A 26,434-nucleotide genomic window follows, 5' to 3' on the forward strand; every position below is an offset into this window, starting at 1 on the left:
TCCTCAAGTAGCCCCACCCCGGCAGCACCCAGGCCGGGCGACTACGAAGGAGAAGGTGTTCCCGTGATCATTCTCGGCGTCATCCTGATTGTCGTCGGTGTCATCGCCAGTATTCCGGTTTTGTACTCGATCGGGATCGCGCTCGCGGTCATCGGCATCATCCTGGCCGTTCTCGGGAACACCGGGAAGGCCATCGGCGGTCGCGCCCACTGGTTCTGAGCACCGGATCGAACGGTACCGAGCCCCCGGTACCGGCGCTGAAACAGACCGGGCACCCGGCGTTCCCCTCACGCCGGGTGCCCGGTCTGTTTTCGTGCACCACTCGCCGGGTATCCGCTTCGGACGACGAGAAGGAGGCAGAGCCGATGGCAGGAACCGACCCTCGCCCGTTTTTGCGGCAGGCGACCTACCCGTGTGGACGCGACGAACTCCTGAGGGCCGCCTCGGCGGCAGGAGCGGGCGACAACGTCTTGGGCCCCCTAGGGTCGCTGCCTGCGCGTGACTACGCGGACGGGGACAGCGTGTGGGAGGCCGTACGCTCGTACGACGGCGCTCCGATTCACGACACCGCGAAGGAAGCACCGTGACGTGAAGGGGCCCCCCGGCTCCGAGGGGGAGGGAGAGCCGGAGGACCCCCGTCATGATTAACACATTCCCGGCCACGATGTACACGAATGCATACACCTTCGAGTGGCAATCGGTCGTGATCACCCGAAGCGGGCCCCAGTGGTGTATCGGCCGCCGGTCAAGAAGCCCGCAGCAACAGCCGGGCCTCCACCTCCGTGCAGGTACAGCCGCCGTCGACGTCGAAGCACTCGATCGTCAGCGTGTGCCGGGCGAAGTCGAAATCGACGCAGCCGTCCTCGCTGCATTCGGTGAAACCACCGTCGAGGTGCACCACCAGGGTTCCGTGGCAGTGGTCGAGTTCGCCGGCGCAGAACGCGCACTCCATGCTCATGCCGCCTCTCGCGATCAGCTCCTGGATCGCTTCGGAAAAGTTCTCCTCGCTTGCCTTACTACCACCGAGGGACGACAGTTCCCGGGATAAGACGCGGCGTGTCGCGGTGACGCCGGACACAAACGTCCACAAAGGAGAGTCAGGCGCTCTTGGGTGTTCGCTTGCCGGACGCGGGTTTCTTCGCCGCGGTGGTCTTCTTGGCCGTCGAAGGCTTCCTGCTCTTCTTCGCTTCGCTCACGCTGGCCTGCAAGGCTTCCATGAGGTCGACGACGTCGGCCTTCGCACCCACGGCCTTCGGCTTCGTGGTCTCGTTCCCCGAGGCCTTGGCCTCGATCATGGCCTCCAGCGCCTCGCGGTAGGAATCGGTGTACTTCTCCTGCTCGAAGACCGGCTCCGAGAGCGAGTCGATCAGTGAACCCGCCATCGTCAGCTCTTGCGGCCGCACCTGCGGCGGATCGTCGTGCAGGAACCCGAAGTCCGGGACGCGGACCTCGTCGGGCCACAACATCGTCGTCATCGTCAGGACGTCGCTGTGCACCCGCAGGATCGCGAGTGTCTCCCGTTGCCGGATGGCGACCTTCGCGACCGCCACGTGACTCGCCTTCTGCAACGCGTCACGCAGGACCACGTACGGTTTGACGGCGTTCTTCTGCGGTTCGAGGTAGTAGGTCTTGTCGAACTGGATCGGGTCGATGGACTCCAGCGGCACGAACTCGAGCACGTCGATCGCCCGCGACGACGCCAACGGCAGTTCGGACATGTCCTCGTCGGTGAGCACGACCATCTCGCCGTCGGGCAGTTCGTAGCCCTTGGCGATCTCGGCGTAGGGCACTTCCTCGCCGTCGATCGTGCAGAACCGCTTGTACTGGATGCGGCCACCGTCGGACTCGTGCACCTGGCGCAGCGAGACGTTCTTGTTCTCGGTGGCCGCGTAGAGCTGGATCGGGATGCTCACCAGCCCGAAGGACACTGAGCCCTTCCACATCGAACGCATCGCGCCGCACCTCCACCGCCGTCACCGACCGTACTCACGCACGGTGACCACGGTAGCCCGAAACGGCGCAACGCGACAGTCCCACGAACCCGATCGCGGGACCGTCGTGGCCGCGGAATCAGACCTCGGCCAGGTACTTCTCCGCTTTCGCGGGGTCGAGGAGCCAGTGCTGGAAGTCGGTCGGATCGGAGAACCCGTTCGCGAATCGCCGCGCCACGGCGGGCTTCTCCCCCGCCGCGCCGATGATCTGGAGCACGTGCGGGGGCGGCGGCCGCAGCATCGCGTTGGTCCAGGTCGTCACGTGCTGGGCGTACTCCCAGTACTTCTCGAACGACGTGGTCATCCACTCCTCGTCGAACGGCTTGTCCCCGCGATCGAGGATCGAGTCCAGATAGGACGCCGCGCAGTGGCTCGCGTTGTTGGAACCCTGACCGGTGATCGGGTCGTTGGCCACCACGACGTCGGCCATGCCGAGCACCGCGGTCCCCGAGTCGAGTTTGCCGACCGCGTTCCGCACGACCGGCGTGTACCCGCCCGCCAGCGTCGCCTTCGCGTCGGTCAGGACGGCGTTCTTCGAGCGCTCGTACTCCCACGGGAGGAACTGTTTCATCAGCGACAGGATCCGGTCGAGATGCTGCTGCGGCGAGGGCCGGTCGTCCCAGCAGTCGAGCGGGCCGCCGGGGACACCTTCGAAGAACAGGATGTCGCAGTTGCCGCTCAGCGTGTACGCGGGGATCATGAACAGCTCGCCCACGCCGGGGATGATGTTGAACCGCACCGCCGCCGTGTCCGGATGCTCGGGCCGTCGTTCGAGGCCGTGCACATACGCCAGCGAGAGCGCGCGCTGCGGTTCGGTGTACGGCGACCGCTCGGGGATCCGGTCGAACAGCTGGACCAGCTCACCCTTGCCCGCCGCGATGACGACCAGGTCGTACAGCTTCGCCAACGGCGCGAGATCCGAGGTGGTGACGCCGTGGATGACGACCTTGCCGCCGCGGTCCTCCACCAGCTCCAGCCAGGCCGCCATCTTCACCCGCTGATCCACCGACTGCGCGTAGTGCTCCAACGGGCCGAACCAGTCCAGCACGCGGCTGGAATCCGGTCCCGCGATCGAGACGCCGAGCCCCTCGACCTTGACGGTCTCGTCTTCCCACAGGTTCAGCTGGTGGTCCCGCTCGTGCTGCAGGGCGGAGTGGAACATGCACTGGGTCGACATCACCTTGCCGGACCGGATCTCCTCCGGCGTCCGCGCCGACATCACCGTGACGTCGTAGTCGTGGGCCAGCAGGCTCAAAGCCAGCTGCAAACCCGACTGCCCGGCACCGACGATCAGAACCTTGCGCATCCTCGACGTTCCTCCCGGAAAACTGTTCAGCTGAGTGACACGTACGGAGCTGATGGGTCCTCAGCGGAAAACCGTGCTTCGGACCGGCGGCCGGGCCCGGAGACCACCGCGAGAGACAGCGTGTGCGACACCAGTTCCCGCAACGTCGCGACCGCGGACTTCGGGTCTCGGGCGTCGCAGGTGATCAACGGGATGTCCGGGGACAGCGCCAGCGCGTCGCGGACCTCGTCGAGGTCGTGCACCGGCATGCCCTGGAACTGGTTGACCGCGACGACGAACGGCAGCTCGGAGTCGTTCTCGAAGTAGTTGATCGCGGCGAACGACTGGTCGATCCGGCTGGTGTCGACCAGCACGACGGCGCCGAGCGCACCGCGCGAGAGGTCATCCCAGAGGAACCAGAACCGGGCCTGGCCGGGCGTGCCGAACAGGTACAGGAGCAGGTCTTCACGCAGGGTGATCCGGCCGAAGTCCATCGCGACCGTGGTGGTCGATTTGGTCCCGGGCGGCACCAGCTCGTCGACCCCGGCACCGGCCTCGGTCATCCATGCTTCGTTGCTCAGGGGCGGGACCTCGGAGACGGAGCCGACGAACGTCGTCTTGCCGACGCCGAATCCACCGGCGACCACGATCTTGGCGGAGATCGCCAGGAGATCTGTGTCCGATTCGGAACCCGCGACCGCGTTCGCGTCGCCAGGGCGCTCTTTCACGACCTGCTCACGCCCTTCCTGAATGGCGCCCTGACACCCCGGAAGCGGGGCCTGCCGGCCGGGGCGGTTCGAACTGGGTACTCATGCGGCCGACGACCCGAAGGCTCTGCCGCTCCGCCTGTGTCAGACCGGGAGGCGCTTGAGTCCATCGAGGATCCTCTCGAGCACATTCGTATCGTGGTTGTAGGCGTGGGCCGTCGGGTGCACGAAGACGGCGCCTTGGGCGGCGAGGTCGCCGATGAGCACCCGGACCACGCCCAAGGGCAGGTCCAGTCCCACCGAAAGCTCGGCGATCGACGACCGGTCGCGGGACCGCTCGTACAGCGCGCGCGACTCGGGCATCAGCGCCTCGGCCAGCGACGGGTCGTAACGCGGGACCGAGATCAGGGTCTCCACGAGCAGCAGCTGGCTGCTCTTGGTCCGTCCGCCGGTCAGCGCGTACGGCCGGATCCTGCGGCTGCGCATCTTGCCGGGCCGGTCCGGAGAGTGGTCGGTGGACACGGTCATCCCTTCCTTCTCCGGATTCTCAGGCCTGCGGCCGTCGGGCGGTCAGGACCTGCCGGAGTCCCGCTCGCACCTCGGGTGTGAGGGCGTGACCGGCGTTGGTGATGAACTGGGTCATCTCGTAGGCGACGACCTTCATGTCGCAGTCCGGTTCGGTGAGCACCGCCAGCCCGGCCTCGGCGCCGATCCCCATGAACAGGAAGTACCCGCGGGTGAGCCGGATGATGATCTGCTCGCAGTTGCCCTTGCCGAACAGCGCGGCGCTGTTGCCCGCGAGGCTGAGCAGGCCGCTCGCGATGGCGGCGAGCTGCTCGGCGTCGTCACTCGACACCGATTCCGACGCGGTCAACGGGAAACCGTCGACGGACATGATCAGCGCGTGACTGGCGCCGTGCACCTTGCGCACGAAGTCGTCGAGCAGCCACGTGAAATCCGTGGTCGCGTCCTGGGCGGTCACTGGGTGTTTCCTCCGGTCTCACGCTCATGCCGGTCGTCGAGAGCGGCACGCTCGCCGTCGCTGAAGGCATCGAGGTCGGCCAGCAGCGCCTCGTGCCCGCCCGCCGCGTCGGCGGGCGGGATGGTCGGCGGGGCCGGTTCGTCGGGCAAAGTCCTGATACTGCGGGAAACGCGGCGCGGAAGACCGCTGGCCGTGGTGCCGCCGTCGGCGGGCGGCTGGAACGCCGGACGCGGACGCGGACTGGGCTTCCGTTCCGATTCCGGGTCCGCCGAGGGGGCGGGGCGGCGCCTCGGCAGCCCGGTCGGGGTCGCGACGGGGGTAGCCGCGGGTGCCCCGTTGGTGATCCTGGCCTGCGGCAGCACGACGGTCTGCGAACCGGACCACTGCTTCTCGGCCAGTTCCGAGACCACCGGCACCGGCAGCAGCACGGTCGCGACCGTGCCGTGCGGGGTACGGCGGTCGAGTTTGACGGTGATCTCGTGCCGGTCGGCGAGCCTGCCGACGACGGCGAGTCCCATATGCCGCACGGAATCGTCGTCGAGCACCGGACCGGCAGCCAACCGCTCGTTCAGCACCGCGAGCCGTTCGGGCGGCATGCCGATGCCCTCGTCCTCGATGCGGATCAGCACGCTTCCCTGTTCGGTGAGATGCGCGCTGACGCTGACCGGCGAACTCGGCGAAGACTGGTTCGCCGCGTTGTCGAACAGTTCCGCGAGGATCCGGCTGACGTCCTCGGCGGCGAAGCCGACGACACCGAGCGAAACGACGCGGCCGATCGTGATCCGCGAGTAGTGGTCGATCGACGACATCGCGGCCCGCATCACGTCGAGCACGGACGAGATCCCGGCGGTCGTGTCGTCGGCGTCCCGGCCGGCGAGCACGCGCAGGTTCTCGGCGTTGCGCCGCAACCGGGTCGCGAGGTGGTCGAGCCGGTAGAGCTCGGCGAGACGGTCGGAGTTCTCCTCCCCCGCCTCCATCGTCTCCAGCTGGGCCAGCAGCTGGTCGAGCAGGTTGAGGTCGCGCAACGCGACATTGGAGCAGACACCGGCGAGCGCGCCGGCGTCCGGTGCGTCCACGGCGGGCCGCTGTTCCACCGCCGGTTCGACCGGTGGAGCCGACGGAGCGTGCCGGGGCGGTGCGGCGAGGAACTGCGCCGCGGCGACCCTGGAACGGTCCAGAAGAACCCGTGAGCGGTCAAGCAAGCCTCGAGCCCGCGTCACCATGTGCTTCCACTTCTTTCTATTCGCCTACCCGGACCCGTGTCGCACTCCCCAGCACAACGACGGCCATGCAAGCAGAAGTCACTATCCGTGTCCACAGTCGGTCTCCGGTCGACCGCCGGCAGTGACCCGGTCACGAAGGCGTTACGGCTGGTGAGCGCGGCGCGCTAGGCCATTCGGCTGCATCTGGCGTGTTCTACGACACGACCACGACCAGAAAGTGCGGGCCGCGCACCAATTTGCGTGCAACGCAACTTTTGCCTACGCTTCCCGACGTGACCCTCGACCCGACCGCGCCCTTGGGGCTGCGTGAACGCAAGAAGCGCGCCGCCCGTCGCGCCATGAGCGAGGCGGCGTTCAAGCTCGCCGCGGAGAAAGGCGTCGAGCAGGTCCGCGTCGAGGACATCGCCAACGCCGTGGGCGTCTCCCCCCGCACGTTCAACAACTACTTCTCCAGCAAGGAGGAGGCGATCTGCTCGTTCATCGTCGAACAACAGGTACGCGTGCTGGAAGCTCTGCGCGAGAGGCCTCCGGAGGAGTCACTCTGGGCGGCGGTCACCGCGGCAACGCTGGAGACCTACGGCCGTGAAGGCGAACCGACCCGCGACACGGTGGAGGTCGCGCGGTCGATGATCCTGCACCCGTCGGTGCACGGCGAGTTCCTCAAGGCGCACGCCACCGTCGAACGGGTGCTGGCGGAGGGGATCCTGGAGCGGGCGGGGTCGGGCCCGGAAAACGCTTTGAACGCGCGGCTGATGGCGGCCATCGTGGAGTCCGCGGTGAAGACGGCGTTCCTCGACTGGCTGATGAACGAAGGTGCGAAGCCTTTTCTCGAGACGGTCGCGGTCCTGCTTCGCGAGGCCGCCCAAGGCATCCCGTCGCTTACCGAACCCGAACCGGTGAAAAAACCGAAGAAGCAGTAGTACCACCCACCACTGGGGGAGAAACCGTTGTGCTGACCAAGCTGTTGCGCATTCACCTGCGCCCGTACCGGCGAGACCTGTGGCTGATCGTGCTGCTGCAGTTCGTCCAGACCCTCGCCGGGCTCTACCTGCCGACGCTGAACGCCGACATCATCGACGACGGGGTAGTCAAGGGCGACATCGACTTCATCCTCGGCGTCGGCGGCGTCATGCTGCTCGTGTCGCTGGTGCAGATCGCCTGCTCGATCGGCGCGGTCTACTACGGCGCCCGCACCGCGATGGCGGTCGGCCGCGACGTCCGCGGCGCGATCTTCCACCGGGTGCAGGACTTCTCCGCCCGCGAAGTCGGCCAGTTCGGGACACCCTCGCTGATCACCCGCACCACCAACGACGTCCAGCAGGTGCAGATGCTGACGTTGATGGCGTTCACCCTGATGGTGTCCGCGCCGATCATGTGCTTCGGCGGCATCGTCATGGCGTTGAACCAGGACGTCACCCTCTCCTGGCTGCTCGTGCTCGCGGTGCCGATCCTCGGCATCTCGGTCGGGGTCATCATCGCGAAGATGCGGCCGGCGTTCCGGCTGATGCAGGAGCGCATCGACAAGATCAACCAGATCCTGCGCGAGCAGATCATGGGCATCCGCGTGATCCGCGCCTTCGTCAAGGACACCCACGAGCGGCGGCGGTTCACCGAGGCCGACACCGCCCTGCTGGACGTCTCGCTGATCGTCGGCAGGCTCATGGCCCTGATGTTCCCCATCGTGATGCTCGTGATGAACGCCTCCAGTGTCGCCGTGCTGTGGTTCGGCGGGCTGCGCATCGACGACGGCAGCATGCAGATCGGCGCGCTCACCGCGTTCCTGTCGTACCTGATGCAGATCCTGATGGCGGTCATGATGGCCACCTTCATGTTCATGATGGTGCCGCGCGCCGAGGTCAGTGCCGAGCGCATCACCGAGGTGCTCGGCACGCACACCAGCGTCGTCCTCCCGGCGAACCCGATCAGCCCCGGCGAGGTGCACGGGCGACTCGAACTGTCCGATGTGGAATTCCGCTACCCCGGCGCGGAGAAGCCGGTACTGCAAGGGATCTCGCTACTGGCCAGGCCGGGTGAGACCACCGCGATCATCGGCAGCACGGGCAGCGGGAAGACCACCCTGCTCAACCTGATCCCCCGGCTGATGGACGCCACCGACGGCTCGGTGCGCGTCGACGGCGTCGACGTCCGCGAACTGGACGCGACCGTGCTGTCCGACGCCGTCGGGCTGGTGCCGCAGAAGCCGTATCTGTTCGCCGGGACGGTCGCGAGCAACCTTCGCTACGGCAAGGCCGACGCCACCGACGAGGAACTCTGGCACGCGCTGGAGGTGGCCCAGGGCAAGGACTTCGTCGAACGGATGCCCGAGGGACTGAACTCCCCCATCGCCCAGGGCGGGACCAACGTCTCGGGCGGGCAGCGACAGCGGCTCGCGATCGCGCGGATGCTGGTGCGGCGTCCGGAGATCTACCTCTTCGACGACTCCTTCTCCGCGCTCGACTACGCCACCGACGCCGCGCTGCGGCGCGCGCTCGTGGCCGAAACCGCCGAAGCGACCGTGGTCATCGTCGCGCAGCGGGTCAGCACGATCCGCCAAGCCGACCGCATCATCGTGCTCGACGAAGGCCGCGTCGTCGGCAGCGGAACGCACACCGAACTCATGGCCGAGCTCGACACCTATCGGGAGATCGTGCTGTCCCAGCTGACCGAGCAGGAGGCCGCCTGATGAGCGCGCCAGAATCCACAGGAACCACAGCGTCTTCTTCCGCCACCTCCGACGCCCCGGCCGAACCGGTCGGCGAGCGGGCGAGCGCGGCACGGGGCCCCGGCCCCGGCGCCGGTCTCGGCCGTGGCCCCGCCGCCTTCATGGGCGGACAACCCGCCGAGAAGGCCCTGGACTTCAAGGGATCGCTGAACCGGCTGCTGCGCCTGCTGCGACCGCAGCGCGCCATGCTGTACGGCATCCTGATGTTCGGCGTCGTCAGCGTCGCGCTGAGCGTGATCGGCCCGAAGATCCTCGGCATGGCGACGGACCTCGTCTTCGCGGGCGTCGTCGCCAAGGACATGCCGTCGGGGCTCAGCAAGGACCAGGTCATCGCCGGGCTGCGGGCCGAAGGCGACAACACCCTCGCCGACATGTTCTCGGGCATCGACTTCGTCCCGGGCCGGCGCATCGACCTCGACGCCGTCGGCCAGATCCTGCTGTGGGTGCTGCTGCTCTACATCGTGGCGTCGTTCTTCTCGTTGCTGCAGGCCAGGCTGACCACGAACCTGGTCCAGCGGGCGGTGTTCGACCTGCGGGAGCGGATCGAGGAGAAGTTCGCCAGGCTCCCGCTGAGCTACTTCGACCGCCAGCCGCGCGGTGAGGTGCTGAGCCGGGCGACCAACGACATCGACAACCTCGCGCTCTCCCTGCAGCAAACACTGGCGCAGATCGTGTCTTCCCTGCTGATGGTCGTCGGCGTGCTCGCGATGATGTTCGTCATCTCACCGGTACTGGCGTTGGTCGCGCTGCTTTCGGTGCCGGCTTCGGTGCTCGTCGCGGCCAAGATCGGCAAGAAGGCGCAACCGCAGTTCATCAAGCAGTGGTCCACCACCGGGCGGCTCAACGCGCATATCGAGGAGATGTACACCGGGCATTCACTGGTCAAGGTGTTCGGCCGCCGCGAGGAGGCCGAAGAGGTCTTCCGCGAGCACAACGACACGCTCTACGGCGCGAGCTTCAAGGCGCAGTTCATCTCGGGCACCATCCAGCCCGCGATGATGTTCATCGGCAACCTGAGCTACGTGCTGGTGGCCGTGATCGGTGCGCTGCGGGTGGCGTCCGGGACGCTGTCGCTCGGCGACGTCCAGGCCTTCATCCAGTACTCGCGGCAGTTCAGCCAGCCGGTCACGCAGATCGCCAGCATGGCGAACCTGCTGCAGTCCGGGATCGCGTCCGCGGAGCGGGTCTTCGCGTTGCTCGACGCGGACGAGCAGGAACCCGAGCCCGCCGAGCCCGCGCGGGTGGAGAAGCTCCGCGGCCAGGTCGAGTTCGAGCACGTGTCGTTCCGGTACGCCGAGGACACGCCGCTCATCGAAGACCTGTCGCTCACCGTCGAGCCGGGGCACACCGTGGCCATCGTCGGGCCGACCGGCGCGGGGAAGACCACACTGGTCAACCTGCTCATGCGGTTCTACGAGCTCGACGGCGGCCGCATCACCCTCGACGGTGTCGACATCGCCGGGATGGACCGTGAGGATCTGCGGGCCAAGACCGGCATGGTGCTGCAGGACGCGTGGCTGTTCGGCGGCACCATCGCGGAGAACATCGCCTACGGTTCCACGGGCGCCACGCAGGAGGAGATCGTGGCGGCGGCCAAGGCGACCCACGTCGACCGGTTCGTCCGGACCCTTCCCGACGGCTACGACACGGTGATCGACGACGAGGGCGGCACGGTCAGCACCGGTGAGAAACAGCTGATCACCGTCGCGCGGGCGTTCCTGGCGAAACCCGCGATCCTCATCCTCGACGAGGCCACCAGCTCGGTCGACACCCGCACCGAGGTGCTGATCCAGCGGGCGATGAACTCGCTGCGCGAGGGCCGGACGAGTTTCGTCATCGCGCACCGGCTCTCCACGATCCGCGACGCGGACGTGATCCTGGTGATGGAAAACGGCTCGATCGTCGAACAGGGCGATCACGAAACGCTGCTGCTCACCGGGGGCGCGTACTCGCGGCTCTACGCCGCGCAGTTCGCGGAGGCGCTGGCCGAAACCGAGTGAGCCGACTCGGCACGAAGGCCCCTTTTCCTGCTTCCACCGTGGGAAAAGGGGCCTTCATCGCACAGGAAGACCGTGAACGGCGCTAGGCTTGCGTGACCCGACCCGGAAAGGGGTGCGCTGGCCGACCATGGCGGAGAAACTCGGCGACTACCGCCGTAAGCGCAGACCGGGGCGGACACCCGAACCCCTTCCCGATCGCGATGGGGAGACCGGGGCCGACGATCTCTTCGTCATCCAGGAACACCACGCGAGCAGCCTGCACTGGGACATCCGGCTCGAACGAGGCGGAGTGCTGGTCTCGTGGGCGGTGCCGAAAGGCCTGCCGATGTCGCCCGATCTCGAACGGCTCGCCGTGCACACCGAAGACCACCCGATGGAATACCTGACCTTCGAAGGCGAGATACCCGCCGGCGAATACGGTGGCGGCACCATGACGATCTGGGACACCGGCCGGTACGAAACGCTGCACTTCAACGACTACAAGGTCGAGGTCGTCTTCCACGGCGAACGGGCACGCGGGAAATACCTGTTCCTCAATGTGAAGAAGGACGGCAGGGAGCGCGGCTGGCTGCTCAAACGGCTCGACCCCGCCGACCCGGGCCGCGCGGAACTCCCTTCCTTCCTCGCCCCGATGCTGACCAGACCGGGCCGTCTCCCCTCGACCGCCGAGGACGCGGAATGGGCCTACGAATTCGACTGGTCCGGGCGGCGGACCTTGATCCGCGTGGCCGGGGGGCGGATCACCGCGTACGACGATTCGGGCGACGACGTCACCGGCTTGTACCCCGAATTCCGCGGGCTCGGCGAGCAACTCGGTACCACGGAGGCTTTTCTCGACGGGGAAATCGTCGTCTTCGACGGCGGGAAACCCAGTCCGGACGGGCTCGGGCACCGCGCGCGTGCGACGAAGGCTTCCGCGAAACGGCTCACTTCGCGCTTTCCGGCGTTCTACCTGGTGAACGACCTGCTGCATCTGGAAGGCAGTTCCTGCGTCGACTCGCCGTATGTCCAACGGCGGGAACTTCTCGACGAACTCGGGCTCGCCGGACCGCATTGGCAGGTCACCCGGTACTACCGCGGAGACGGTGGCGCGGTCGCGCGAGCGGCCCGCGAACACGGGCTGGCCGGCATCGTGGCCAAACTGGCCCGCTCCGCGTATCACCCGGGAAGGCGTACCGGGGAATGGCTTTCCATCACCGCGACCAGGGTCCAGCAAGTGGTGCTGGGCGGCTGGCGGCCGGGTGGCGGCAGCCGGGCGGGCACGTTCAGTTCGCTGCTGCTCGGCGTGCCGCACGAGGACGGCCTGCGGTACATCGGGAACGTCGGCGTCGGCTTCGCGGCCGACGAATTGGAGGAGCTGTCCCGGCGGCTGATCCGCTTGGAACGCAAGACATCCCCGTTCCACTCCGTCCCGGACAAACAGGCGCGGGACGCGCGCTGGTCCCGGCCGGTCGTCGTCGGCGAGGTCGTCTTCGGCGGCTGGACCGACGCCGGCTGCCTGCGCAATCCGCGGTGGCGTGGCCTGCTGCCGGACGTCAGCGCCGAAGAGGTCGAATTCGACGGGGCCTAAGCCTTAACGACATACCGGATGTCGAGATCGGCTCCGACCCCGCTGACGTCCAGGATCCCTGACACCAACGGGGTCTTCACGATCACCGAGAACCGGAGCGCCACGGCGTCGGCATCCTCCCCGACCGCGGTGAGGACGAGGGGCCAACCCGGGTTACCTCAGTTGAGCCATTTCGGGCGAAAACCTTGACTCAGCTCTTGCCATTCCCCGGCGAAGCGCCGGTGCGCGGCCTCGGCGGAGACGACGGAACGTCCGTACAGGAGGCCAAAGGTGAAAGCGTTTTCGTTCTCGGCGTAGGCGCGGAGACCGAGAAGCCGCAGCGTCTCCCTGGTGACCACGACGTCGTGATGCGTGCCGAGCGTGGTTTGCACCGCCTTGACGTTCTTCTGCCAGTTCTGCAGCTTCTTGCCGCTCACCGGCAGGAGCGCGTCCGCCGCGTACCGGGCGCGCTTGGCCTTCTTGCGCACCTCGTGCAACGCGATGTCCTGCTCCGCGCCGCTTTCGAGTTCATTCGCCGCGGCGACGGCCTCGCGCAGTTTCCGGTCCGTACGCGCGACAGCCTTGCGCAGTTCCTTCTTCCCTCCCTTGATCTTCCGCGGTTTACCGACGAGCTTTTCCAGTGCGCGCAACAGCTCCGTGTACCGCTTGCTGTCGAGCGCGCGAACGGCCCGCGCCTTCCCTTCTTCGGCCTCGCGCGCGAAATGCCTGGTCATCAGCTGCTCGACAGGGCCGAGCACCACTTCGGCCGGGAGGGCCTCGACCTCGTCGTGCAGGCGTTCGGCCATCACCTCGGTATCCCGCGCCGGCCCGAGCTCACCGCCGAGCCAGCGGAGTTCGGCGGCGAGCCCGTTCGCGACGTCGGCGTCGAAGGAATGCCGGAACGTCCGCAACGCGCTGCGCAGCCGCCTGCTGGCGACCCGCATCTGGTGCACCGCGTCCTCGGTGTCCCGGCGGACCCCGATGTCGTTGCGGCGCAGCGCGTCCAGCTGCTCGGCGAGATAGTCCGCCAGCACCGACCCGGACGCTCCCCGCGCCGAAGGCACGAATTCGTCGGTCAGCCGCCGGAGCTTCGACGGCCACCTCGACCGCTCCGCGCCGGCGCTCACGACGGCCTGGTCCAAACTGTCGAGCACGGCGGGATCGGCGCCGGGCGAGAGCTCGATCTCGAGTTCCCGCCAGCGGTCGAGATGCGCCTTGTCCCCGCCCGCCTCACCGGTGACGACGTCGTCGGTCAACGTCGCGAGCTCGCGCCCTTCGGCGTCGAGCAAGGCGTACGACGTACGCTCGGTACGCAGATGGGCGGCCTGGACGAGTTTCGCGCCGAGGGTGTGGGCCCGCACCAGCTTCGCCAGCGCGCCGGGCACCTTGTCCGGCTTGCCCGACAGCGGGAGGCGGAGTTCCTCGCGCCTGTCCTCGCTGACGGGGAGTTTCAGGTGCCAGCCCTCGTCACTTCCGCCGAGCCTCCGCCGCAGCGTGATACCCGCCTGCGCGAGCCGGAAGTCGGGAGTGTCGAAGTACGTGGCGTCGAGGACGTCGACCCTGGGATCGGCCTGGTTCGTCACGGGACCGACCGGGACCAGCGGTGGGATGGGCCGGTCGGCCGCCAGGTCGTACTTCCGCTCGATCTCCGCCTCGGCGACCGGGGCACCGCCCTGCGTCTTCGTCACCACGAACTCCTTCTTCTCGGCTACCGGAAGGATTACCCCGGGAAGGGGCGGTGGGAAACCTCGCCGGAGGTCACTCTTCCATCCGGTCGTACCGGTCCGCCCATTCGGCGAGCAGCTGACGTGATCGTTCCTCGGTCAAGGTGTCGCTCTCCACTCGCGCGACAAGTGAATAGTACGCCTCGACCGCCACCCGATCGTCGATGAATACCCCGGCCGCATAGGAATCCGTGTACACCACCGCCGGATGCTCCGTGAATTCCATGATGGTGAAAGAATTCTCGATCGTTCTGCTCACCTCGTTGCTTTCCGGGACGATACGAATGGAGCAATAGGGCAGGTTCGCCGACAGGACGAGGTGGAGCAGTTGCTCGTGCATGATCCGGGGACCGCCGACGACCGACCGCAGCGCGCGCTCGTGGACGTAGAACCGGCACTTCGGCGGCCGATCCCGACGCAGTACCCGCTGCCGGTCCATCCGCGCGTTCACGACCTTGTCCAGTTGCGCTTGATCGCGGTTCCCGATCAGCTCGAAGGCGGTGCGGGCGTACGGTTCGATCTGCAGGAGCCCTGGCAGGGTCAACGACTCGTAGCGCACCAGGGTGTGCGCGAGATTCTCTTGGATGGCCAGGGATTTCATCGGATCGACGAGCTCGTCGAAGTACGGCCGCACCCAGTACAGGTCTCCGCCGGGCTGCGTCAGCTCCAGCAGCAGGTCGCGCTCGGGCTCCGCCTCGCCACAGGTCGCGAGATACAGCGCCGCGTCCACCACGGACAGCTCACGCAGCCCTTGTTCCCACCTCGTGACCTTGCTCTGCAACCAGCCGTTACGGCGGCTGACGTCGGCTCCGCTGAAGTGCCTGCGCTGCCGGAACGCCCTCATGCGGTGGCCCAGTTCCCGGGTCCGCGCCGTCGAATCCTTCTCAACCATGCGGGCCAAAGTAGGGCCGAACTCCGGCCGCGCGGTGATTGCCACGCGGTAATTCACCTCAACTGCTGATAACTTGCGCTCGCGCATTTCTGCGAAGTGCCCCTTCGCAAGCGAAGCGCCTTCGCGCGCGAAGGGTTCTTAAGTTTATATCGAAAGAAGGGAATGGGTGCGAGTTATTCGGAAGTGGATTTGTTGCGACACGGCAGGCGGCCGCGCGGCAGTGGCTGGCAGCGGTCCGTGAAGGCCTCCTTGAGGGACCCAGGGTCCCTCAAGGAGGCCTTCACGGATCATGAACCCGAACGGCACCTGTGTCGAGGTGGAGTCGGGGCGGCCCGGCTCGCGGGCGGACGATGCGGGAACCGGGACGTTGATCGAGGTCGAGGCGAACTCACCCGCCGACCGCGGGATCAACCCGGCTCCACCACGTCCGGCACCTGACAGCGCGTTGAAGCTTCACGACCAAGGTCCAGCGAAAACACGATCAAAGTCTCAACCGCGTCATCAACGATACGCTTGAACCCCATGAGTCAAGACATCCGAGACTTCGTGACCCCTTCCTGCGACCTGCTCGCCCTGGGCGAGCCGACGCACGCGACCCCGGTCTTCGCCGACGTCCGCAACGAGCTGTTCGCCCAGCTCGTCGACCGTGGCTTCCGCTCGATCGCCCTCGAAACGGATCGGGTGGCCGCGCTCGTGGCGAACGACTTCGTCCGGGACGGCACCGGATCCCTCGACCTCGCGATGAGCGAGGGCTTCTCACACGTCTTCGGTGGTGTGGCGGCGAACAGGCGACTGATCGCGTGGCTGCGCGAGTACAACGAGAACCGGCCTCCCGAGGAGCGGCTTTCGTTCCACGGCTTCGACACCCAGACCGAGAACACCTCCGCGCCCAGCCCCCGGCGCTACCTCGAACACGCCCGCGATTTCCTGCAGTTCGACGTGGACATCGCGGGCCCGGCCGGTGACGACGAGCGCTGGAGCCGCACCGAAGCCGTCCTGGACGCGGCTTCGTCACCAGGCGCGACGGCCGACGCCTACCGGCTGCGGGCGATCGCGGCCGAGTTGCTCGGTTTGCTTCGCGCGCGGAAACCGGAGCCGGTCACGGACGACTGGTCACGGGCCGAGGTACACCTCATGGCGGGTATCGATCTGCTGCGCTACCACCGGCAATGCGCCGAACCTCTCGAGCCGCACGAGCGGTACGCGCCCCTTGCCGCCACCAGGGACGCCATCATGGCGCGCAATCTGCTGGACATCCGCGCGGCCGAAGCCGGTCGCGGCAGGACGCTGGTCTTCGCCCACAATCTCCATCTGCGCCGCCAGTCGAGCACGATGCGCGTGGCGGGGACGGAGACGCACTGGTTCCCCGCCGGGGCGCTGGTGGCGCCGTTGCTCGGTGATCGCTACACCTTCGTCGCGACCAGCCTCGGCCGAAGCGAGGACATCGCGCTTCGAGAGCCGGAACCCGACACCTACGAAGGCTTCCTTCAGAAACACGTCACCACGGCTTGGGGCCTGCTTCCCGCCGTCGACGTACCGTCGGCGAGCGTCCGGACCGATCCCACTCCACGACAGGGCTACTTTCCGCTCGATCAAGGGATTCTCGGCGACGCGGACGTGATCCTGCACGTCCGCGGCAGCTAGCCGTCGAACCGGGTGACGCCTCCTGCCCTCGGAAGGCGTCACCCGGCCGCGAGTACGCGCCGCCACCCCCAGTCCCGCGATTTCGGGACGGCGCGAAGTCCGCTCACCTGAGCCGGAGTCAACACGCCGTCGCCATAACTTCGCCAAACGCCGTTGGCGGTGCTCCCCCGCCGGACTAGGCCGGAGTCACCCTGGAGCGGATCTTCGCCAAGGCTTCACGAGCCCGATCCCGCTGGCGTCCACTCCTGTCCACGGCGGAAAGGCCCTGGAGCGCACGCAGCTCCCACACCGGGAATCCCAGCTCCCGGAACAACCCCGCCGCGGTGCGAAGCCCTTCGGCGGCTTCGGCCACGACGCCTTCGTCAGTCCGCAGACGCCCGAAGCTCAGTAAGGCATATCCGCCGCCGCGCCGATCGCCGAGCTCGCGGAACGTACTCATCGCGAGTCCCAGATGGTCTGCGGCCCGGCCGTGCTCACCCGCCAGCCGCAGGGATTCGCCGAAGCTTCGATGCGTGTAGGCGGCGGCGTGCCGGTGCCCGACGTCCTCGAACAGCTCCAGTGACCGCGAAAGACATCGTTCGCTCTCCCCCGCGTCACCGGCTTTCGCGTGGAGATCCCCGAAACTGCGGAGGACGTGCGCCTCCCAGTGGCGTTCGCGCGAGCTACGGGTGCCGATGAGGGCACTCGTCAACAACTCGCCGGCCTCGTCCACGCGGCCGGTCCGTCGCAGGACGTCGGCGTACCGTTTGGCGGACCGGTCGTGTTGCCGCCCGTCCTCGCAATGGAGCGACAGCAGCAGGCTCGCTTCGAAGCATTCCTTCGCCCGGCGGAAGTCGCCGAGGTCGTCCCACAACGAGCCGAACTGGGCCGAGGCCATCGCCTGCCCGGCGAGATCGCCGCAGTCCCGCAACAGCTCCATCGCCTCCCGCAGCGCGTGGACCGCCGAACCGGCCCGGCCGGAGTCCGCGTCGACGTCGGCGAGCGCGACGAGTGCGGCACCGGTACCCCGTTGCTCACCCGCGGCGCGGAATCTGGCTTCGGCCAGCGAGAAACAGGTCCTTGCCCGGGCCAGGTCCCCCGCGTCGGCGTGGGCATGTCCCAGCTTCAGGAGTTTCCGTGCCTCCGCGGGAAGATCGAGGCGATCGCGCACGATGCCGAAGCCGACCCAGGCCGGGGAACCGCCGTTCCGCGGTCCGACGAGATCGCTGTAGGCGTCGGCGAGCCGCGTGGTCAGCTCGGTCCAGCCGTACTTCTTCGCGGTCCGGACGGCGAGCGCCAGGTTCGCGCTTTCGGTGACCCGCCAACTGATCGGGCCGGCCGCGACGCGATCCGAAACCGCCGCCGGGGCATCGTCTCGCCGAGGCGGCGGATACGCGGCACCGAGCGCGGCGGCAGCGTGTTCGGCCAACGCCGCCATGACCGTCAGCGCGCGCTCGAGGGCCGCCGGATCGGGCGGCTCGCGGAGGGTGAGCCGCTCGAGATCCGGCAGCCGGTACCGAAGGAAGCCGGACCGGTCCGGCTCGGCGTGGAGCAGGTGGTCGTCCACCAGTTCGTCGAGCAGCTCGGCCGCTTCGCGGGCCGAACAGCCCAGCATGGCCGCCGCGAACCAGTCCGCGATCTCGGTGGCACCGGGGAAACCGAGCAGCCGCAAGGAATCGCGCTGTCGTGGCGAAAGCTCGGCCAGGGCTTCGGCGAGCACCGGGCGGACGGCCAGGTCACCGGCGGAGAGTTCGTCGAGGCGCAGGTGCTCGTTCTCCAGGCGGGTCGCGAACTCGGCGACGCTCAGCCTCGGCCGCAGCAGCAGCTTCGTTCCCGCCGCCCGCACCGCCAGCGCGAGGCCGTCACAGCAGGCCACCACCCGGCGGACGGCGTCGGGTTCGGCGGACAACCGGGTCTCTCCGGCGATCGCGCCGAGCAGTGTCCGCGCTTCCGCGTAGGACAGCGCGCCGACCTCGACCGGTCTGGCGCCGACGAGCCCGGCCAGCCTTCGCCGCGTCGTGACGATCGTCGCGCAGCCGGGACCGCTCGGCAGCAGCGGCCGTGCCTCCGCCTCGGACCGGCAGTTCTCGAGGATCACCAGCAGCCGCCGGCCCGCGGTGTGGCTCCGCCACGACGACATCAGTCCGGCCCGGTCGGCGGGGAGTTCCGTTTCCGCGAGGCCGAGCGCGCGCAGGAGCCCGGTGAGCACGTCACCGGGCTCGCGCAGGTCGGCGACCAGCTGACCATCGGGGAACCGCTTGCGTACCCGCCACGCGGCTTGGACGGCCAGCGCGCTCTTCCCCGCTCCCGCCCGCCCATGCAGCACGACCGGCGCGGGACTTCGCAGCGCACGGACCACGTCCGCCAATTCCGTTGCTCTTCCGGTGAAATCCGGCGTCGCGGGCGGTAGCCGGCACGGCGCCCCGCCCGCCGACCACCCGGTTCCGGCGATCCGCCGGTGGACCGCGAGCAGCTCCTCCCCCGGTGAAACACCGGCGTGCTCCCACAGCGTGTGACGGCACCGGTCGAGGACGGCCAGCGCCGCGTCCCGCCGCCCGAGCCCGTGCAACGCCTCGGCCAGCCACCCGGCGAGGCGTTCGTCGGCGGGCCGGACGGCCAGCTCGGGTCCCAGCCGGTCGGCGACGGCCTTGTGATCACCGGCCGCCAGCTCCAGCTCGACGAGTTTGCCCAGCACCGAGCTCCGCTGTTCCTCCAGCCACATCCGGTGCGCCTCCACCAGCGGGCCCGCCGGAACGTCGGCGAACGCCCGGCCACGCCACCACCCGAGTGCCCGTTCGAGCAGCACTTTGCGCTCGTCGCCGGTCGCCCTCGCGGCCGCGGCCGTCAACTCGGAGAAATCGGTGACGTCCAGCTCGCCTTCCGACACCGTCAGCCGGTAACCGCCCCGGCCGGACCGCAGCCGCTGCCGGACGTCGTCCGCCGGCACACCGGGCGACAACGCCTTGCGCAGTTTGGAAACCGCCATCTGCACGACCGCGGCGGCACTCGAGGGCGGTCCCTGCGGCCAGAGTTCGTCCACCAGGGTGTCCCGGTGGACGAACTCGTTCGGCCGGGTCAGGAGCACGGCGAGCACCCGACGGGGCTGAGCCGCCGACGGCAGCGGAACCGAGGCCGCGAGCGGGCCGAGCACCTGGAACTTCACAAATCACCTATCACCTGTACGGATGACCCGAATGTAACCCGGTGCTGTACCCGAATCGGTGATTTCTCACCCGGATGGCCGCCCCCTCACCTTCCCGTGTGCGCGAGCAGCCGGTCCCGCAAGGCGGGTTCCTCCGCGAGTGCTTCGTTCACCGTGTGTTCCAGCAGGGGCTTGAGGTCACCGTAGGGCCGCTTGGACCAGTCCAGCGGGCCCTGCGGCGGCTCCGGGTCGTACTCGATGACGAACTGGATCGTCCGCGCCGTCTCGGCCCCGGCGAGCCGCTCGACCAGGTGCAGCGCGAGGTCGATCCCCGCCGACACCCCGGCGGCGGTGATCACGTTCCCGTCCTCGACCCAGCGTCCGGCGACCGGTTCCGCCCCGAACGCGCCCAGCAGTTCGCGGAACATCCAGTGCGTCGCGGCGCGACGGCCCTCCAGCAGACCGGCCTGCCCCAGCAGCAGCGATCCCGTGCACACCGAGGTCACGAGTTCCGCGTTCGCCCCGGCTTCCCGCAGATACCCGATCAGCTTCTCGTCGGCGAGTGCCTTCAGCGTCGGGGCGGCGCCACCGGGCACGAGCAACGCGTACGGCGAGGGGACCTCGTCGTAGGTGTGGGTCGCCACCAGCTTCAGCGGGTTGTCGGTGGTGACCGGGTCCTTCGTCTCGCCGACCACGACCGTCCGGTACTCCTGCGCGGTGCTCGCCATCCCGTCCAGCACGGTCAGCGGCCCGACCAGGTCGAGCGGGGTCATCCCCGGGTACGCCACGAACGCGATCGTCTTCTCGTCGTCTGTCATGGGACCAAGGTGTCGCAGGCGCGGGGCCGCGGCGGGCCGGATGTCCGGATTCCTGCGAACAACGTCCGACGGCCGGACACTCCTGCTAGCGTTCGCTCATGCCGAGTTCACCCAGACGAGTGCTGATCGTCGGCTACAGCAACGCAGAGTTGCTCGACATCGCCGGTCCCTCCGACGTCCTGGACGCCGCGACCAAACTCGGCGGCAAGCCGGGGTACGAAATCATGCTCGCCGGCGTCGACGGCCGGGGCATCCGCTGCGAGTCCGGGCTCACGCTGCAGGCACAGCACCGGCTCGACCAGGTGACCGGCGAACTGGACACGCTGATCGTCGCGGGCGGCACCGGGCACGAGGCGGCCGCCGCCGACGCGCGGGTCGTGACCCACGTCCGCAGGCTCGCGCAGCAGAGCCGTCGGGTCGCGTCGGTGTGCACCGGCGCCACCGTGCTCGCCGCGTGCGGGCTGCTCAACGGCCGCCGCGCCACCACCCACTGGCGGTTCGCCAACCGGCTCGCGACGAACTATCCGCAGGTGAACGTGGATCCGGTGCCGCTGTACGTGCGCGACGGCAACGTCTACACGGCGGCGGGCGTCACCAGCGGGATCGACCTGACCCTCGCGTTCGTCGAGGAGGACCACGGCCCCAGCCTCGCCAGGGAGGTCGCCCGCATGCTGGTGACCTATCTGCAGCGGCCGGGCAATCAGGCGCAGGTGAGCATGTTCCTGTCCGGCCCGCCGCCCGAGAACCGGCTGGTCCGTGACATCACCGCGTACGTCGCCGAGCATCTCGCGGGCGATCTGGGCACCACCGTCCTCGCCGAACGGGCCGGGATCAGCACCCGGCAGCTGACCAGGTTGTTCGACGCCCACCTCAGCACCACGCCCAGCAGGTACGTACGCGCGGCGAGGACCGAAAGCGCGGCGAAATTGTTGTGCGGCACCGAACTTCCGCTGACGTCGATCGCGAGGCGATGCGGGTTCGGCTCGACCGAGACGCTCCGCCAGGCCTTCCTCGATCACTTCGACACCCCGCCGTCGGCCTACCGCCGTGTCCATCTTCGGCAGGCGTTCGGCTAGGCCGTGTGCGGCACGCGGCGCGCACTGTGGAGGATGTGCGGGTGAACCGCCGCGACCTCTCCGACGACGACACGGGCCCGATTCGCCGGGTTACGGACACCCCGTCCGATCGTTCGCCCGGAACGCCCCGTTCGCCGCGCCGCACGCCGCCGCCGCCCGAGGGCACGCGGCGTCCCCGCCCCCCGGCCCAGCGGCCCCGGCCGGCCGAATCGGGCAGACGTCGCGCCCCCGAACCGAAGCCCGAGCCGGTCGGCCACGGGCACTCGCACGGCCACGGACCGGCGGCGCCCGCCTCTCGCCAGGTCCGGCTGCTGCTGATGTGGCTGCTGATCCCGCTCGCCGTCGCGACCGTCGTCGGCATGATCCTGCTCTACCCGTGGGGCAAGGAGCCGGCGAAAAGCGCCTTCCCCCAGGGAGTTCCGGTGAACGCCACGATCACCGGAACGGTCACCGGTCCGTGTCTCGCCGAGGGACAGGTCCAGGTCGGCGAGCCGCCGCCGGACGCGAAACCGTGTCTCACCAGCGAACTGACGATGACCGATGGCCCCGGGGCCGGGAAGTCGCTGAAGCTGACCCTGCCGATCGAGCCGAGCACCCCGCGGTTCGCCGCCGGTGACGAAGTGGTGTTGTCCTACAACGGCGGCGACGTCGCGGACCCCGCGTCGTTCCAGATCGTCGACTTCCAGCGGGGCATCCCGCTGCTGCTGCTCGCCGGGTTGTTCGCGCTCGCGGTGATCGTGCTGGGCCGCTGGCAGGGGCTCGCCGCGCTGGTCGCGCTCGGGCTGAGCTTCCTGGTGCTGGCGCTGTTCGTGCTGCCGTCCATCCTCGCCGGGGAAAGTCCGCTGCTGGTGGCGATCGCGGGCGCGGGCGCGATCATGTTCGCCGCGCTGTACCTGACGCACGGGCTGTCCGCGAGAACATCGGTGGCGGTGCTGGGCACCTTGGTGAGCCTGGTCCTGATCGGCGTCCTGTCGGCGATCTTCTCGGCCGCGGCCGCGCTGACCGGGCTGGACGACAGCACTTCGCAGCTGATCGGTTCGCTCGGGCACGGGATCGACGCGCGGGGGCTGCTGCTGGCGGGTGTCGTGATCGGCGCGCTCGGCGTGCTGGACGACGTCACGGTGACGCAGACGAGCGCGGTGTGGGAACTTCGGCGAGCGAACCCGTCGCTCGGCTGGCGCGAGCTCTACGGCGCGGGCCTGCGGATCGGTCGTGACCACGTCGGCTCGGCGGTCAACACCCTCGTGATGGCCTACGCCGGGGCGGCGCTGCCGGTATTGCTGTACACGTCGCTTTCCGGCGTCGGACTCGGCTCGGTCCTCGGCGCGGAGAACATCGCGCAGGAGATCGTGCGGACACTGGCCGGGAGCGTCGGGATCGTCGCGGCGGTCCCGGTGACCACCGTGCTGGCCGCCCTGATCGCCTCACGGGAGCCACAAGAGTCCCTGTAGTCACCGCCGTCCCGAGGCCATGCGCCCCCATGACTTCCGGACAAGCGACCCGACGAGACCCACCACTCAGTCCAGCGTCGCCACGAACCGGCTCACCGCTTCCATCGCGAACCGCTGGATGTACTTCCCGCTGGGCGCCGCCGAGGCGAGCCGGTAGAGCGGCCGTTCCGCCGCCGCGTCCCCGCGCGCCTCCGACTTCAGCTGCGCCACCAGCAGTTCCGAGAACACCAGGCCGTTCGCCTCGGTGTTGTTCAGCAGCGCGTTCGCCAGCTTGCGCAGTTGCAGGATGCCCAGCTCCCGGCCGCCCGCGCCGGAGTACACGGCCATGTCGACCTTCGCGACCTTGCGGCGTTTGCCCGCGTTCACCAGCAGGCTGACCGTCCGGGTGCCGCGCACGTCGCTGATCACCAGGTCGAGGCGCTCGGCCGCGGTGAGATCGATCCGCCGCACCCCCCAGGTCCGCACGATGAGCGTCCCGCCTTCGAGCCAGACTCGGCGGCGCAGGTTGTAGAACATGACGTAGAGCAGCGGTACCGCGATCACTCCGGCGACCACGAGCCCGGCGAGCTCACCCCCGATCAGTCCGGCGATCCCGCCGAACGCGGCCGCGAAGATCACGACACCGGCGATGCTGGAACAGCCGCGCCTGCGACGCAGTTCCGGGTCGTCGTGGAACAGCGGGAGACGTTCGGGGGTCTCCGGGATCCCGGTCGGCTCCGCCATCACACGCCCCTCCCGGCGAGGAACGGGTTGCCCGCCCGCTCCTGCCCGATCGTGGTGGCCGGACCGTGCCCCGGCAGGACCACGGTGTCGTCGGGCAACGTCATCACCTTGGCGCCGAGTGACCGCACGAGTTCGTCGCCCTCGCCGGAGGACCGGCCGATCGAACCGGCGAACAGGCTGTCCCCGGTGAGCGCGATGCGGCCACCCTCGGCGGAAGTCAGCCCGAAGACCACCGAACCGGCGGTGTGCCCCGGGGTGCGGGACACCGTGATCTCCAGTCCGGCCAGCCTGAGCGGGCCATCGGCGAGTGGCACGATCCCGTCCTTCCGTTCCCCGGCGTCCCGACCGAGCAGTGGCCGGTCCGCCTCGTGCAGATGGAGAGGTATCCCGTGGAGCGCGCCGACCTCGGCCGCCGAAGCGACGTGATCCGGATGGCCGTGGGTGGCGAGCATCGCGACCGGCGTCAGGCCGTGCGCGGCGAGCGCGGCCTCGATCGGCTCGGCGACGTCCTCACCGGGATCGACGATCACGCACTCACCGCCGCCGCCAGGGGCGAGCAGGTAGCAGTTGGCTTCGAGGGGGCCTGCCGGAAAACCGACGACCAGCACGAAACGCCTCCTCAGAACTTCCGTCGAACGGGTGACAGGATGGTCCTGATCACGATCAAGTAAGCCTAGCGGCCCCTGTACGGGGGTCTCACAGCCTGTGCCCATAGACTTCCCCCACCTCAGACGTGTGAACATCGAGTGGAAACCGGGAGGGCGGGTGCCGACCAACCAGCAGCGCCGCGAAGCCGCGAAGCGCAAGCTCGAGCGACAGATCGTGCGACGGGCCGAAAAGGCCAAGCGGCGCAGGATCGTCGGCTCGGTGGCGGTCGTCGGTGTCGTCGCCATCGTGGCGGGCGCGGTGTGGTGGATCGTCAGCAGTAACAGTGGTGACGATGCCGCCTCCGACGCTTCCCCGAGCTCGGCTCCTCCGACCCCCGAGGTCACCATCCCCACGGAGCGCGCTCCGCTGCCGAAGCGGCCGACGCCGCTGGCGAACCCGGTGGCCTGCGATTACAAGGACGACTCCGCCAAGCCGGCTTCGAAGAAGGTGAACAAGCCGGAAGGCAAGGACGTCTCTTCGAACGGCACGGTGAACGTCGTGCTGAAGAGCACCGCGGGCGACATCCCGCTGACGCTGGACCGGGCACTCGCCCCGTGCGCCGTGCAGAGCTTCATCAGCCTTTCGCAGCAGGGCTACTTCACCGACTCCAAGTGCCACCGGCTCGGCACCTCCGGCCTGCAGATGCTGCAGTGCGGCGACCCCGAGGCCAGCGGCATGGGCGGCCCGGGCTACACCATGCCGGACGAGGCGTTCAAGGAGATCAAGTACGGCCGCGGCATCCTCGCGATGGCGAAGACGCAGCAGCCGAACTCCGGTGGAAGCCAGTTCTTCATGGTCTACGGCGAGGCCGAACTGCCCGCCGAGTACTCGGTCTTCGGCAGCATCTCCGACGAAGGCCTGAAGGTGCTCGACAAGGTCGCCAAGGCGGGCGCGAACACGCAGGCCGGCAACGGCGACGGCACCGGCCCGCCCAACACCGAGGTCAAGTTCACCGGCGTCACGGTCAACGCCTGACGTGAAACCGGAGCTCACGGCGCGCCCGCCCGGTCGGAAGACCGGGCGGGCGCGTTGGGCCATGGCCATTTCACCGCGATACCGTGAATTCTCGTACTCCTCGATGAAAGCGGACCTCAGCGGTAGGTGAACTTCGGCGGCCGCCGCGCCAGGAACGCGGCCACGCCCTCGGCGTAGTCCTCGCCGTGCAAGGCACCGAGCCGGATCTCGTCCACTTCGGCGTCCGATTCCTCTTGTCCCGCAACGATCTTCTCGATGATCCGGTTCATCCCGCGCACCGACGCCTGCGAGCGCGAAGCCAGCGTTTCGACGAACTTCGCCGTCGAGGCCGCCAGTTCACCGACGGGGAACACGTCGTTGAGCAACCCGATTTCCCGTGCCCTCCGCGCGTCGACGAGTTCGCCCGAGAGCAGGAAGTACTTCGCGTGCGCGGGGCCGACCAAGGAGACCAGCTGCCGTGTCGAAGCGAAGTGGTAGACGATCCCGAGCTTCGCCGGCGTGATGCCGAAGCGTGCCCCCTCGGCGGCGAACCGGAAGTCACAGGCGACCGAGATCTGACAACCGCCGCCGATGCAGTTCCCCTTGATCATCGCCACCGTCGGCTTCCGTGACGCGGTCAGCGCCGCCACGGCACCATCGACGGCCTTGTCGTAGGTCTCGGCCGCCTCGGCGGTGGACCGCAGGTCCCGGAATTCGCTGATGTCCGCGCCCGCCGAGAAATGCGCGCCCGCGCCGGTCAGCACGAGGACCTTGATCGCCGGATCCGCGTCCACCCGCGCCACCACGTCCGGGATCGCCGACCACATCCCGTAGGTGATCGCGTTCATCTTTTCCGGCCTGGTGAACGTCAGCCGCGCGACCTCGCCGTCGCGGGTGACCTCGAACCCGTCAGTCATCTTCCGA

General features: G+C 68.6%; 24 protein-coding genes. 10 read left to right on the forward strand and 14 right to left on the reverse strand.

Features of this window, described 5'->3' with window-relative positions; translation table 11 throughout:
- Nucleotides 1-63: 63 nt before the first annotated feature.
- The gene (locus P3102_RS21310; RefSeq protein ID WP_276371281.1) at nucleotides 64-219 is read left to right on the forward strand and encodes a DUF6131 family protein; all 156 of its coding nucleotides are present in this window, start codon (nucleotides 64-66) and stop codon (nucleotides 217-219) included.
- Nucleotides 220-365: 146 nt separating this feature from the next.
- Nucleotides 366-587, forward strand: coding sequence for a DUF2795 domain-containing protein (locus P3102_RS21315; RefSeq protein ID WP_276361150.1), 222 nt, complete (start codon nucleotides 366-368; stop codon nucleotides 585-587).
- 158 nt (nucleotides 588-745) lie between these two features.
- On the opposite strand, the gene P3102_RS21320 is transcribed toward P3102_RS21315, so the two are convergent.
- The 7 genes from P3102_RS21320 to P3102_RS21350 form a co-directional block, all read right to left on the reverse strand.
- The gene (locus tag P3102_RS21320; RefSeq protein WP_276371283.1) at nucleotides 746-958 is read right to left on the reverse strand and encodes a hypothetical protein; all 213 of its coding nucleotides are present in this window, start codon (nucleotides 956-958) and stop codon (nucleotides 746-748) included.
- A gap of 139 nt (nucleotides 959-1,097) precedes the next feature.
- Nucleotides 1,098-1,952 (reverse strand): Ku protein, encoded by an 855-nt coding sequence (locus P3102_RS21325; protein WP_276361152.1) that lies wholly within the window; start codon nucleotides 1,950-1,952, stop codon nucleotides 1,098-1,100.
- A gap of 118 nt (nucleotides 1,953-2,070) precedes the next feature.
- Nucleotides 2,071-3,297 (reverse strand): styrene monooxygenase/indole monooxygenase family protein, encoded by a 1,227-nt coding sequence (locus P3102_RS21330; RefSeq protein ID WP_276361154.1) that lies wholly within the window; start codon nucleotides 3,295-3,297, stop codon nucleotides 2,071-2,073.
- 26 nt (nucleotides 3,298-3,323) lie between these two features.
- Nucleotides 3,324-4,004: an ATP/GTP-binding protein gene (locus P3102_RS21335; protein WP_276361156.1), complete on the reverse strand. Its 681-nt coding sequence runs from the start codon at nucleotides 4,002-4,004 to the stop codon at nucleotides 3,324-3,326.
- A 123-nt stretch (nucleotides 4,005-4,127) separates the two neighbouring features.
- Nucleotides 4,128-4,511, reverse strand: coding sequence for a DUF742 domain-containing protein (locus tag P3102_RS21340; protein ID WP_276361157.1), 384 nt, complete (start codon nucleotides 4,509-4,511; stop codon nucleotides 4,128-4,130).
- Nucleotides 4,512-4,530: 19 nt separating this feature from the next.
- Entirely contained in the window at nucleotides 4,531-4,965 is a 435-nt protein-coding gene (locus P3102_RS21345) for a roadblock/LC7 domain-containing protein (protein ID WP_005159022.1), read from the reverse strand.
- Nucleotides 4,962-6,188: an ATP-binding protein gene (locus tag P3102_RS21350; RefSeq protein ID WP_276361163.1), complete on the reverse strand. Its 1,227-nt coding sequence runs from the start codon at nucleotides 6,186-6,188 to the stop codon at nucleotides 4,962-4,964. Before P3102_RS21350 ends, P3102_RS21345 begins: the two co-directional genes overlap by 4 nt.
- 272 nt (nucleotides 6,189-6,460) lie before the next feature.
- Here P3102_RS21350 and P3102_RS21355 point away from each other — a divergent pair, with 272 nt between their 5' ends.
- The 4 genes from P3102_RS21355 to P3102_RS21370 all read left to right on the forward strand — a co-directional run bounded on the left by P3102_RS21355 (nucleotide 6,461) and on the right by P3102_RS21370 (nucleotide 12,480).
- On the forward strand, nucleotides 6,461-7,108 hold the full coding sequence (locus tag P3102_RS21355) for a TetR/AcrR family transcriptional regulator (protein ID WP_276361165.1): 648 nt from the start codon (nucleotides 6,461-6,463) through the stop codon (nucleotides 7,106-7,108).
- 29 nt (nucleotides 7,109-7,137) lie between these two features.
- Nucleotides 7,138-8,871 (forward strand): ABC transporter ATP-binding protein, encoded by a 1,734-nt coding sequence (locus P3102_RS21360; RefSeq protein WP_276361166.1) that lies wholly within the window; start codon nucleotides 7,138-7,140, stop codon nucleotides 8,869-8,871.
- 140 nt (nucleotides 8,872-9,011) lie between these two features.
- The gene (locus tag P3102_RS21365; protein ID WP_276371285.1) at nucleotides 9,012-10,910 is read left to right on the forward strand and encodes an ABC transporter ATP-binding protein; all 1,899 of its coding nucleotides are present in this window, start codon (nucleotides 9,012-9,014) and stop codon (nucleotides 10,908-10,910) included.
- A 112-nt stretch (nucleotides 10,911-11,022) separates the two neighbouring features.
- Nucleotides 11,023-12,480 carry a DNA polymerase ligase N-terminal domain-containing protein gene (locus P3102_RS21370; RefSeq protein ID WP_276371287.1) on the forward strand — a complete coding sequence of 486 codons (1,458 nt, stop codon included), beginning with the start codon at nucleotides 11,023-11,025 and terminating at the stop codon, nucleotides 12,478-12,480.
- Between the two features lie 158 nt (nucleotides 12,481-12,638).
- Here the strand turns inward: P3102_RS21370 and P3102_RS21375 are convergent, their stop codons facing one another.
- The gene (locus tag P3102_RS21375) at nucleotides 12,639-14,147 is read right to left on the reverse strand and encodes a CYTH and CHAD domain-containing protein (protein ID WP_276361168.1); all 1,509 of its coding nucleotides are present in this window, start codon (nucleotides 14,145-14,147) and stop codon (nucleotides 12,639-12,641) included.
- A 70-nt stretch (nucleotides 14,148-14,217) separates the two neighbouring features.
- The gene (locus P3102_RS21380; RefSeq protein ID WP_276371288.1) at nucleotides 14,218-15,075 is read right to left on the reverse strand and encodes a helix-turn-helix transcriptional regulator; all 858 of its coding nucleotides are present in this window, start codon (nucleotides 15,073-15,075) and stop codon (nucleotides 14,218-14,220) included.
- 522 nt (nucleotides 15,076-15,597) lie between these two features.
- On the opposite strand from P3102_RS21380, the gene P3102_RS21385 reads away from it, so the two are divergent.
- Complete coding sequence (locus P3102_RS21385; protein ID WP_276361169.1) at nucleotides 15,598-16,719, forward strand: erythromycin esterase family protein; 1,122 nt, start codon at nucleotides 15,598-15,600, stop codon at nucleotides 16,717-16,719.
- Between the two features lie 175 nt (nucleotides 16,720-16,894).
- On the opposite strand, the gene P3102_RS21390 is transcribed toward P3102_RS21385, so the two are convergent.
- Both P3102_RS21390 and P3102_RS21395 read right to left on the reverse strand, forming a co-directional pair.
- A complete protein-coding gene (locus tag P3102_RS21390; protein ID WP_276361171.1) occupies nucleotides 16,895-19,861 on the reverse strand; it encodes a BTAD domain-containing putative transcriptional regulator in 2,967 nt (988 codons plus the stop codon).
- Nucleotides 19,862-19,947: 86 nt separating this feature from the next.
- A complete protein-coding gene (locus tag P3102_RS21395; RefSeq protein WP_276361172.1) occupies nucleotides 19,948-20,658 on the reverse strand; it encodes a DJ-1/PfpI family protein in 711 nt (236 codons plus the stop codon).
- A gap of 98 nt (nucleotides 20,659-20,756) precedes the next feature.
- On the opposite strand from P3102_RS21395, the gene P3102_RS21400 reads away from it, so the two are divergent.
- Nucleotides 20,757-21,734 carry a GlxA family transcriptional regulator gene (locus P3102_RS21400; protein WP_276361174.1) on the forward strand — a complete coding sequence of 326 codons (978 nt, stop codon included), beginning with the start codon at nucleotides 20,757-20,759 and terminating at the stop codon, nucleotides 21,732-21,734.
- Between the two features lie 41 nt (nucleotides 21,735-21,775).
- Complete coding sequence (locus P3102_RS21405) at nucleotides 21,776-23,185, forward strand: YibE/F family protein (protein WP_276361176.1); 1,410 nt, start codon at nucleotides 21,776-21,778, stop codon at nucleotides 23,183-23,185.
- A gap of 66 nt (nucleotides 23,186-23,251) precedes the next feature.
- Here P3102_RS21405 and P3102_RS21410 read toward each other — a convergent pair whose 3' ends face one another.
- Entirely contained in the window at nucleotides 23,252-23,908 is a 657-nt protein-coding gene (locus tag P3102_RS21410; protein WP_276361178.1) for a hypothetical protein, read from the reverse strand.
- A complete protein-coding gene (locus P3102_RS21415) occupies nucleotides 23,908-24,516 on the reverse strand; it encodes an MBL fold metallo-hydrolase (RefSeq protein ID WP_276361180.1) in 609 nt (202 codons plus the stop codon). Before P3102_RS21415 ends, P3102_RS21410 begins: the two co-directional genes overlap by 1 nt.
- A 157-nt stretch (nucleotides 24,517-24,673) precedes the next feature.
- On the opposite strand from P3102_RS21415, the gene P3102_RS21420 reads away from it, so the two are divergent.
- Nucleotides 24,674-25,531: a peptidylprolyl isomerase gene (locus P3102_RS21420; RefSeq protein ID WP_276361181.1), complete on the forward strand. Its 858-nt coding sequence runs from the start codon at nucleotides 24,674-24,676 to the stop codon at nucleotides 25,529-25,531.
- 116 nt (nucleotides 25,532-25,647) lie between these two features.
- Here the strand turns inward: P3102_RS21420 and P3102_RS21425 are convergent, their stop codons facing one another.
- Complete coding sequence (locus P3102_RS21425) at nucleotides 25,648-26,427, reverse strand: enoyl-CoA hydratase-related protein (RefSeq protein WP_276361183.1); 780 nt, start codon at nucleotides 26,425-26,427, stop codon at nucleotides 25,648-25,650.
- Between the last annotated feature and the right edge of the window lie 7 nt (nucleotides 26,428-26,434).

Origin of the sequence: Amycolatopsis sp. QT-25 (assembly GCF_029369745.1) — a bacterium.
In the GTDB taxonomy this organism is placed as follows: Bacteria; Actinomycetota; Actinomycetes; order Mycobacteriales; family Pseudonocardiaceae; genus Amycolatopsis.

Coding starts and splice junctions, on each gene's coding strand:
- P3102_RS21350 (WP_276361163.1), bottom strand. CDS start 6,188: ATGGTGACGCGGGCTCGAGGCTTGCTTGACCGCTCACGGGTTCTTCTG.
- P3102_RS21325 (WP_276361152.1), bottom strand. CDS start 1,952: ATGCGTTCGATGTGGAAGGGCTCAGTGTCCTTCGGGCTGGTGAGCATC.
- P3102_RS21330 (WP_276361154.1), bottom strand. CDS start 3,297: ATGCGCAAGGTTCTGATCGTCGGTGCCGGGCAGTCGGGTTTGCAGCTG.
- P3102_RS21315 (WP_276361150.1), top strand. CDS start 366: ATGGCAGGAACCGACCCTCGCCCGTTTTTGCGGCAGGCGACCTACCCG.
- P3102_RS21395 (WP_276361172.1), bottom strand. CDS start 20,658: ATGACAGACGACGAGAAGACGATCGCGTTCGTGGCGTACCCGGGGATG.
- P3102_RS21410 (WP_276361178.1), bottom strand. CDS start 23,908: ATGGCGGAGCCGACCGGGATCCCGGAGACCCCCGAACGTCTCCCGCTG.
- P3102_RS21340 (WP_276361157.1), bottom strand. CDS start 4,511: ATGACCGTGTCCACCGACCACTCTCCGGACCGGCCCGGCAAGATGCGC.
- P3102_RS21380 (WP_276371288.1), bottom strand. CDS start 15,075: ATGGTTGAGAAGGATTCGACGGCGCGGACCCGGGAACTGGGCCACCGC.
- P3102_RS21400 (WP_276361174.1), top strand. CDS start 20,757: ATGCCGAGTTCACCCAGACGAGTGCTGATCGTCGGCTACAGCAACGCA.
- P3102_RS21425 (WP_276361183.1), bottom strand. CDS start 26,427: ATGACTGACGGGTTCGAGGTCACCCGCGACGGCGAGGTCGCGCGGCTG.
- P3102_RS21320 (WP_276371283.1), bottom strand. CDS start 958: ATGAGCATGGAGTGCGCGTTCTGCGCCGGCGAACTCGACCACTGCCAC.
- P3102_RS21365 (WP_276371285.1), top strand. CDS start 9,012: ATGGGCGGACAACCCGCCGAGAAGGCCCTGGACTTCAAGGGATCGCTG.
- P3102_RS21385 (WP_276361169.1), top strand. CDS start 15,598: ATGAGTCAAGACATCCGAGACTTCGTGACCCCTTCCTGCGACCTGCTC.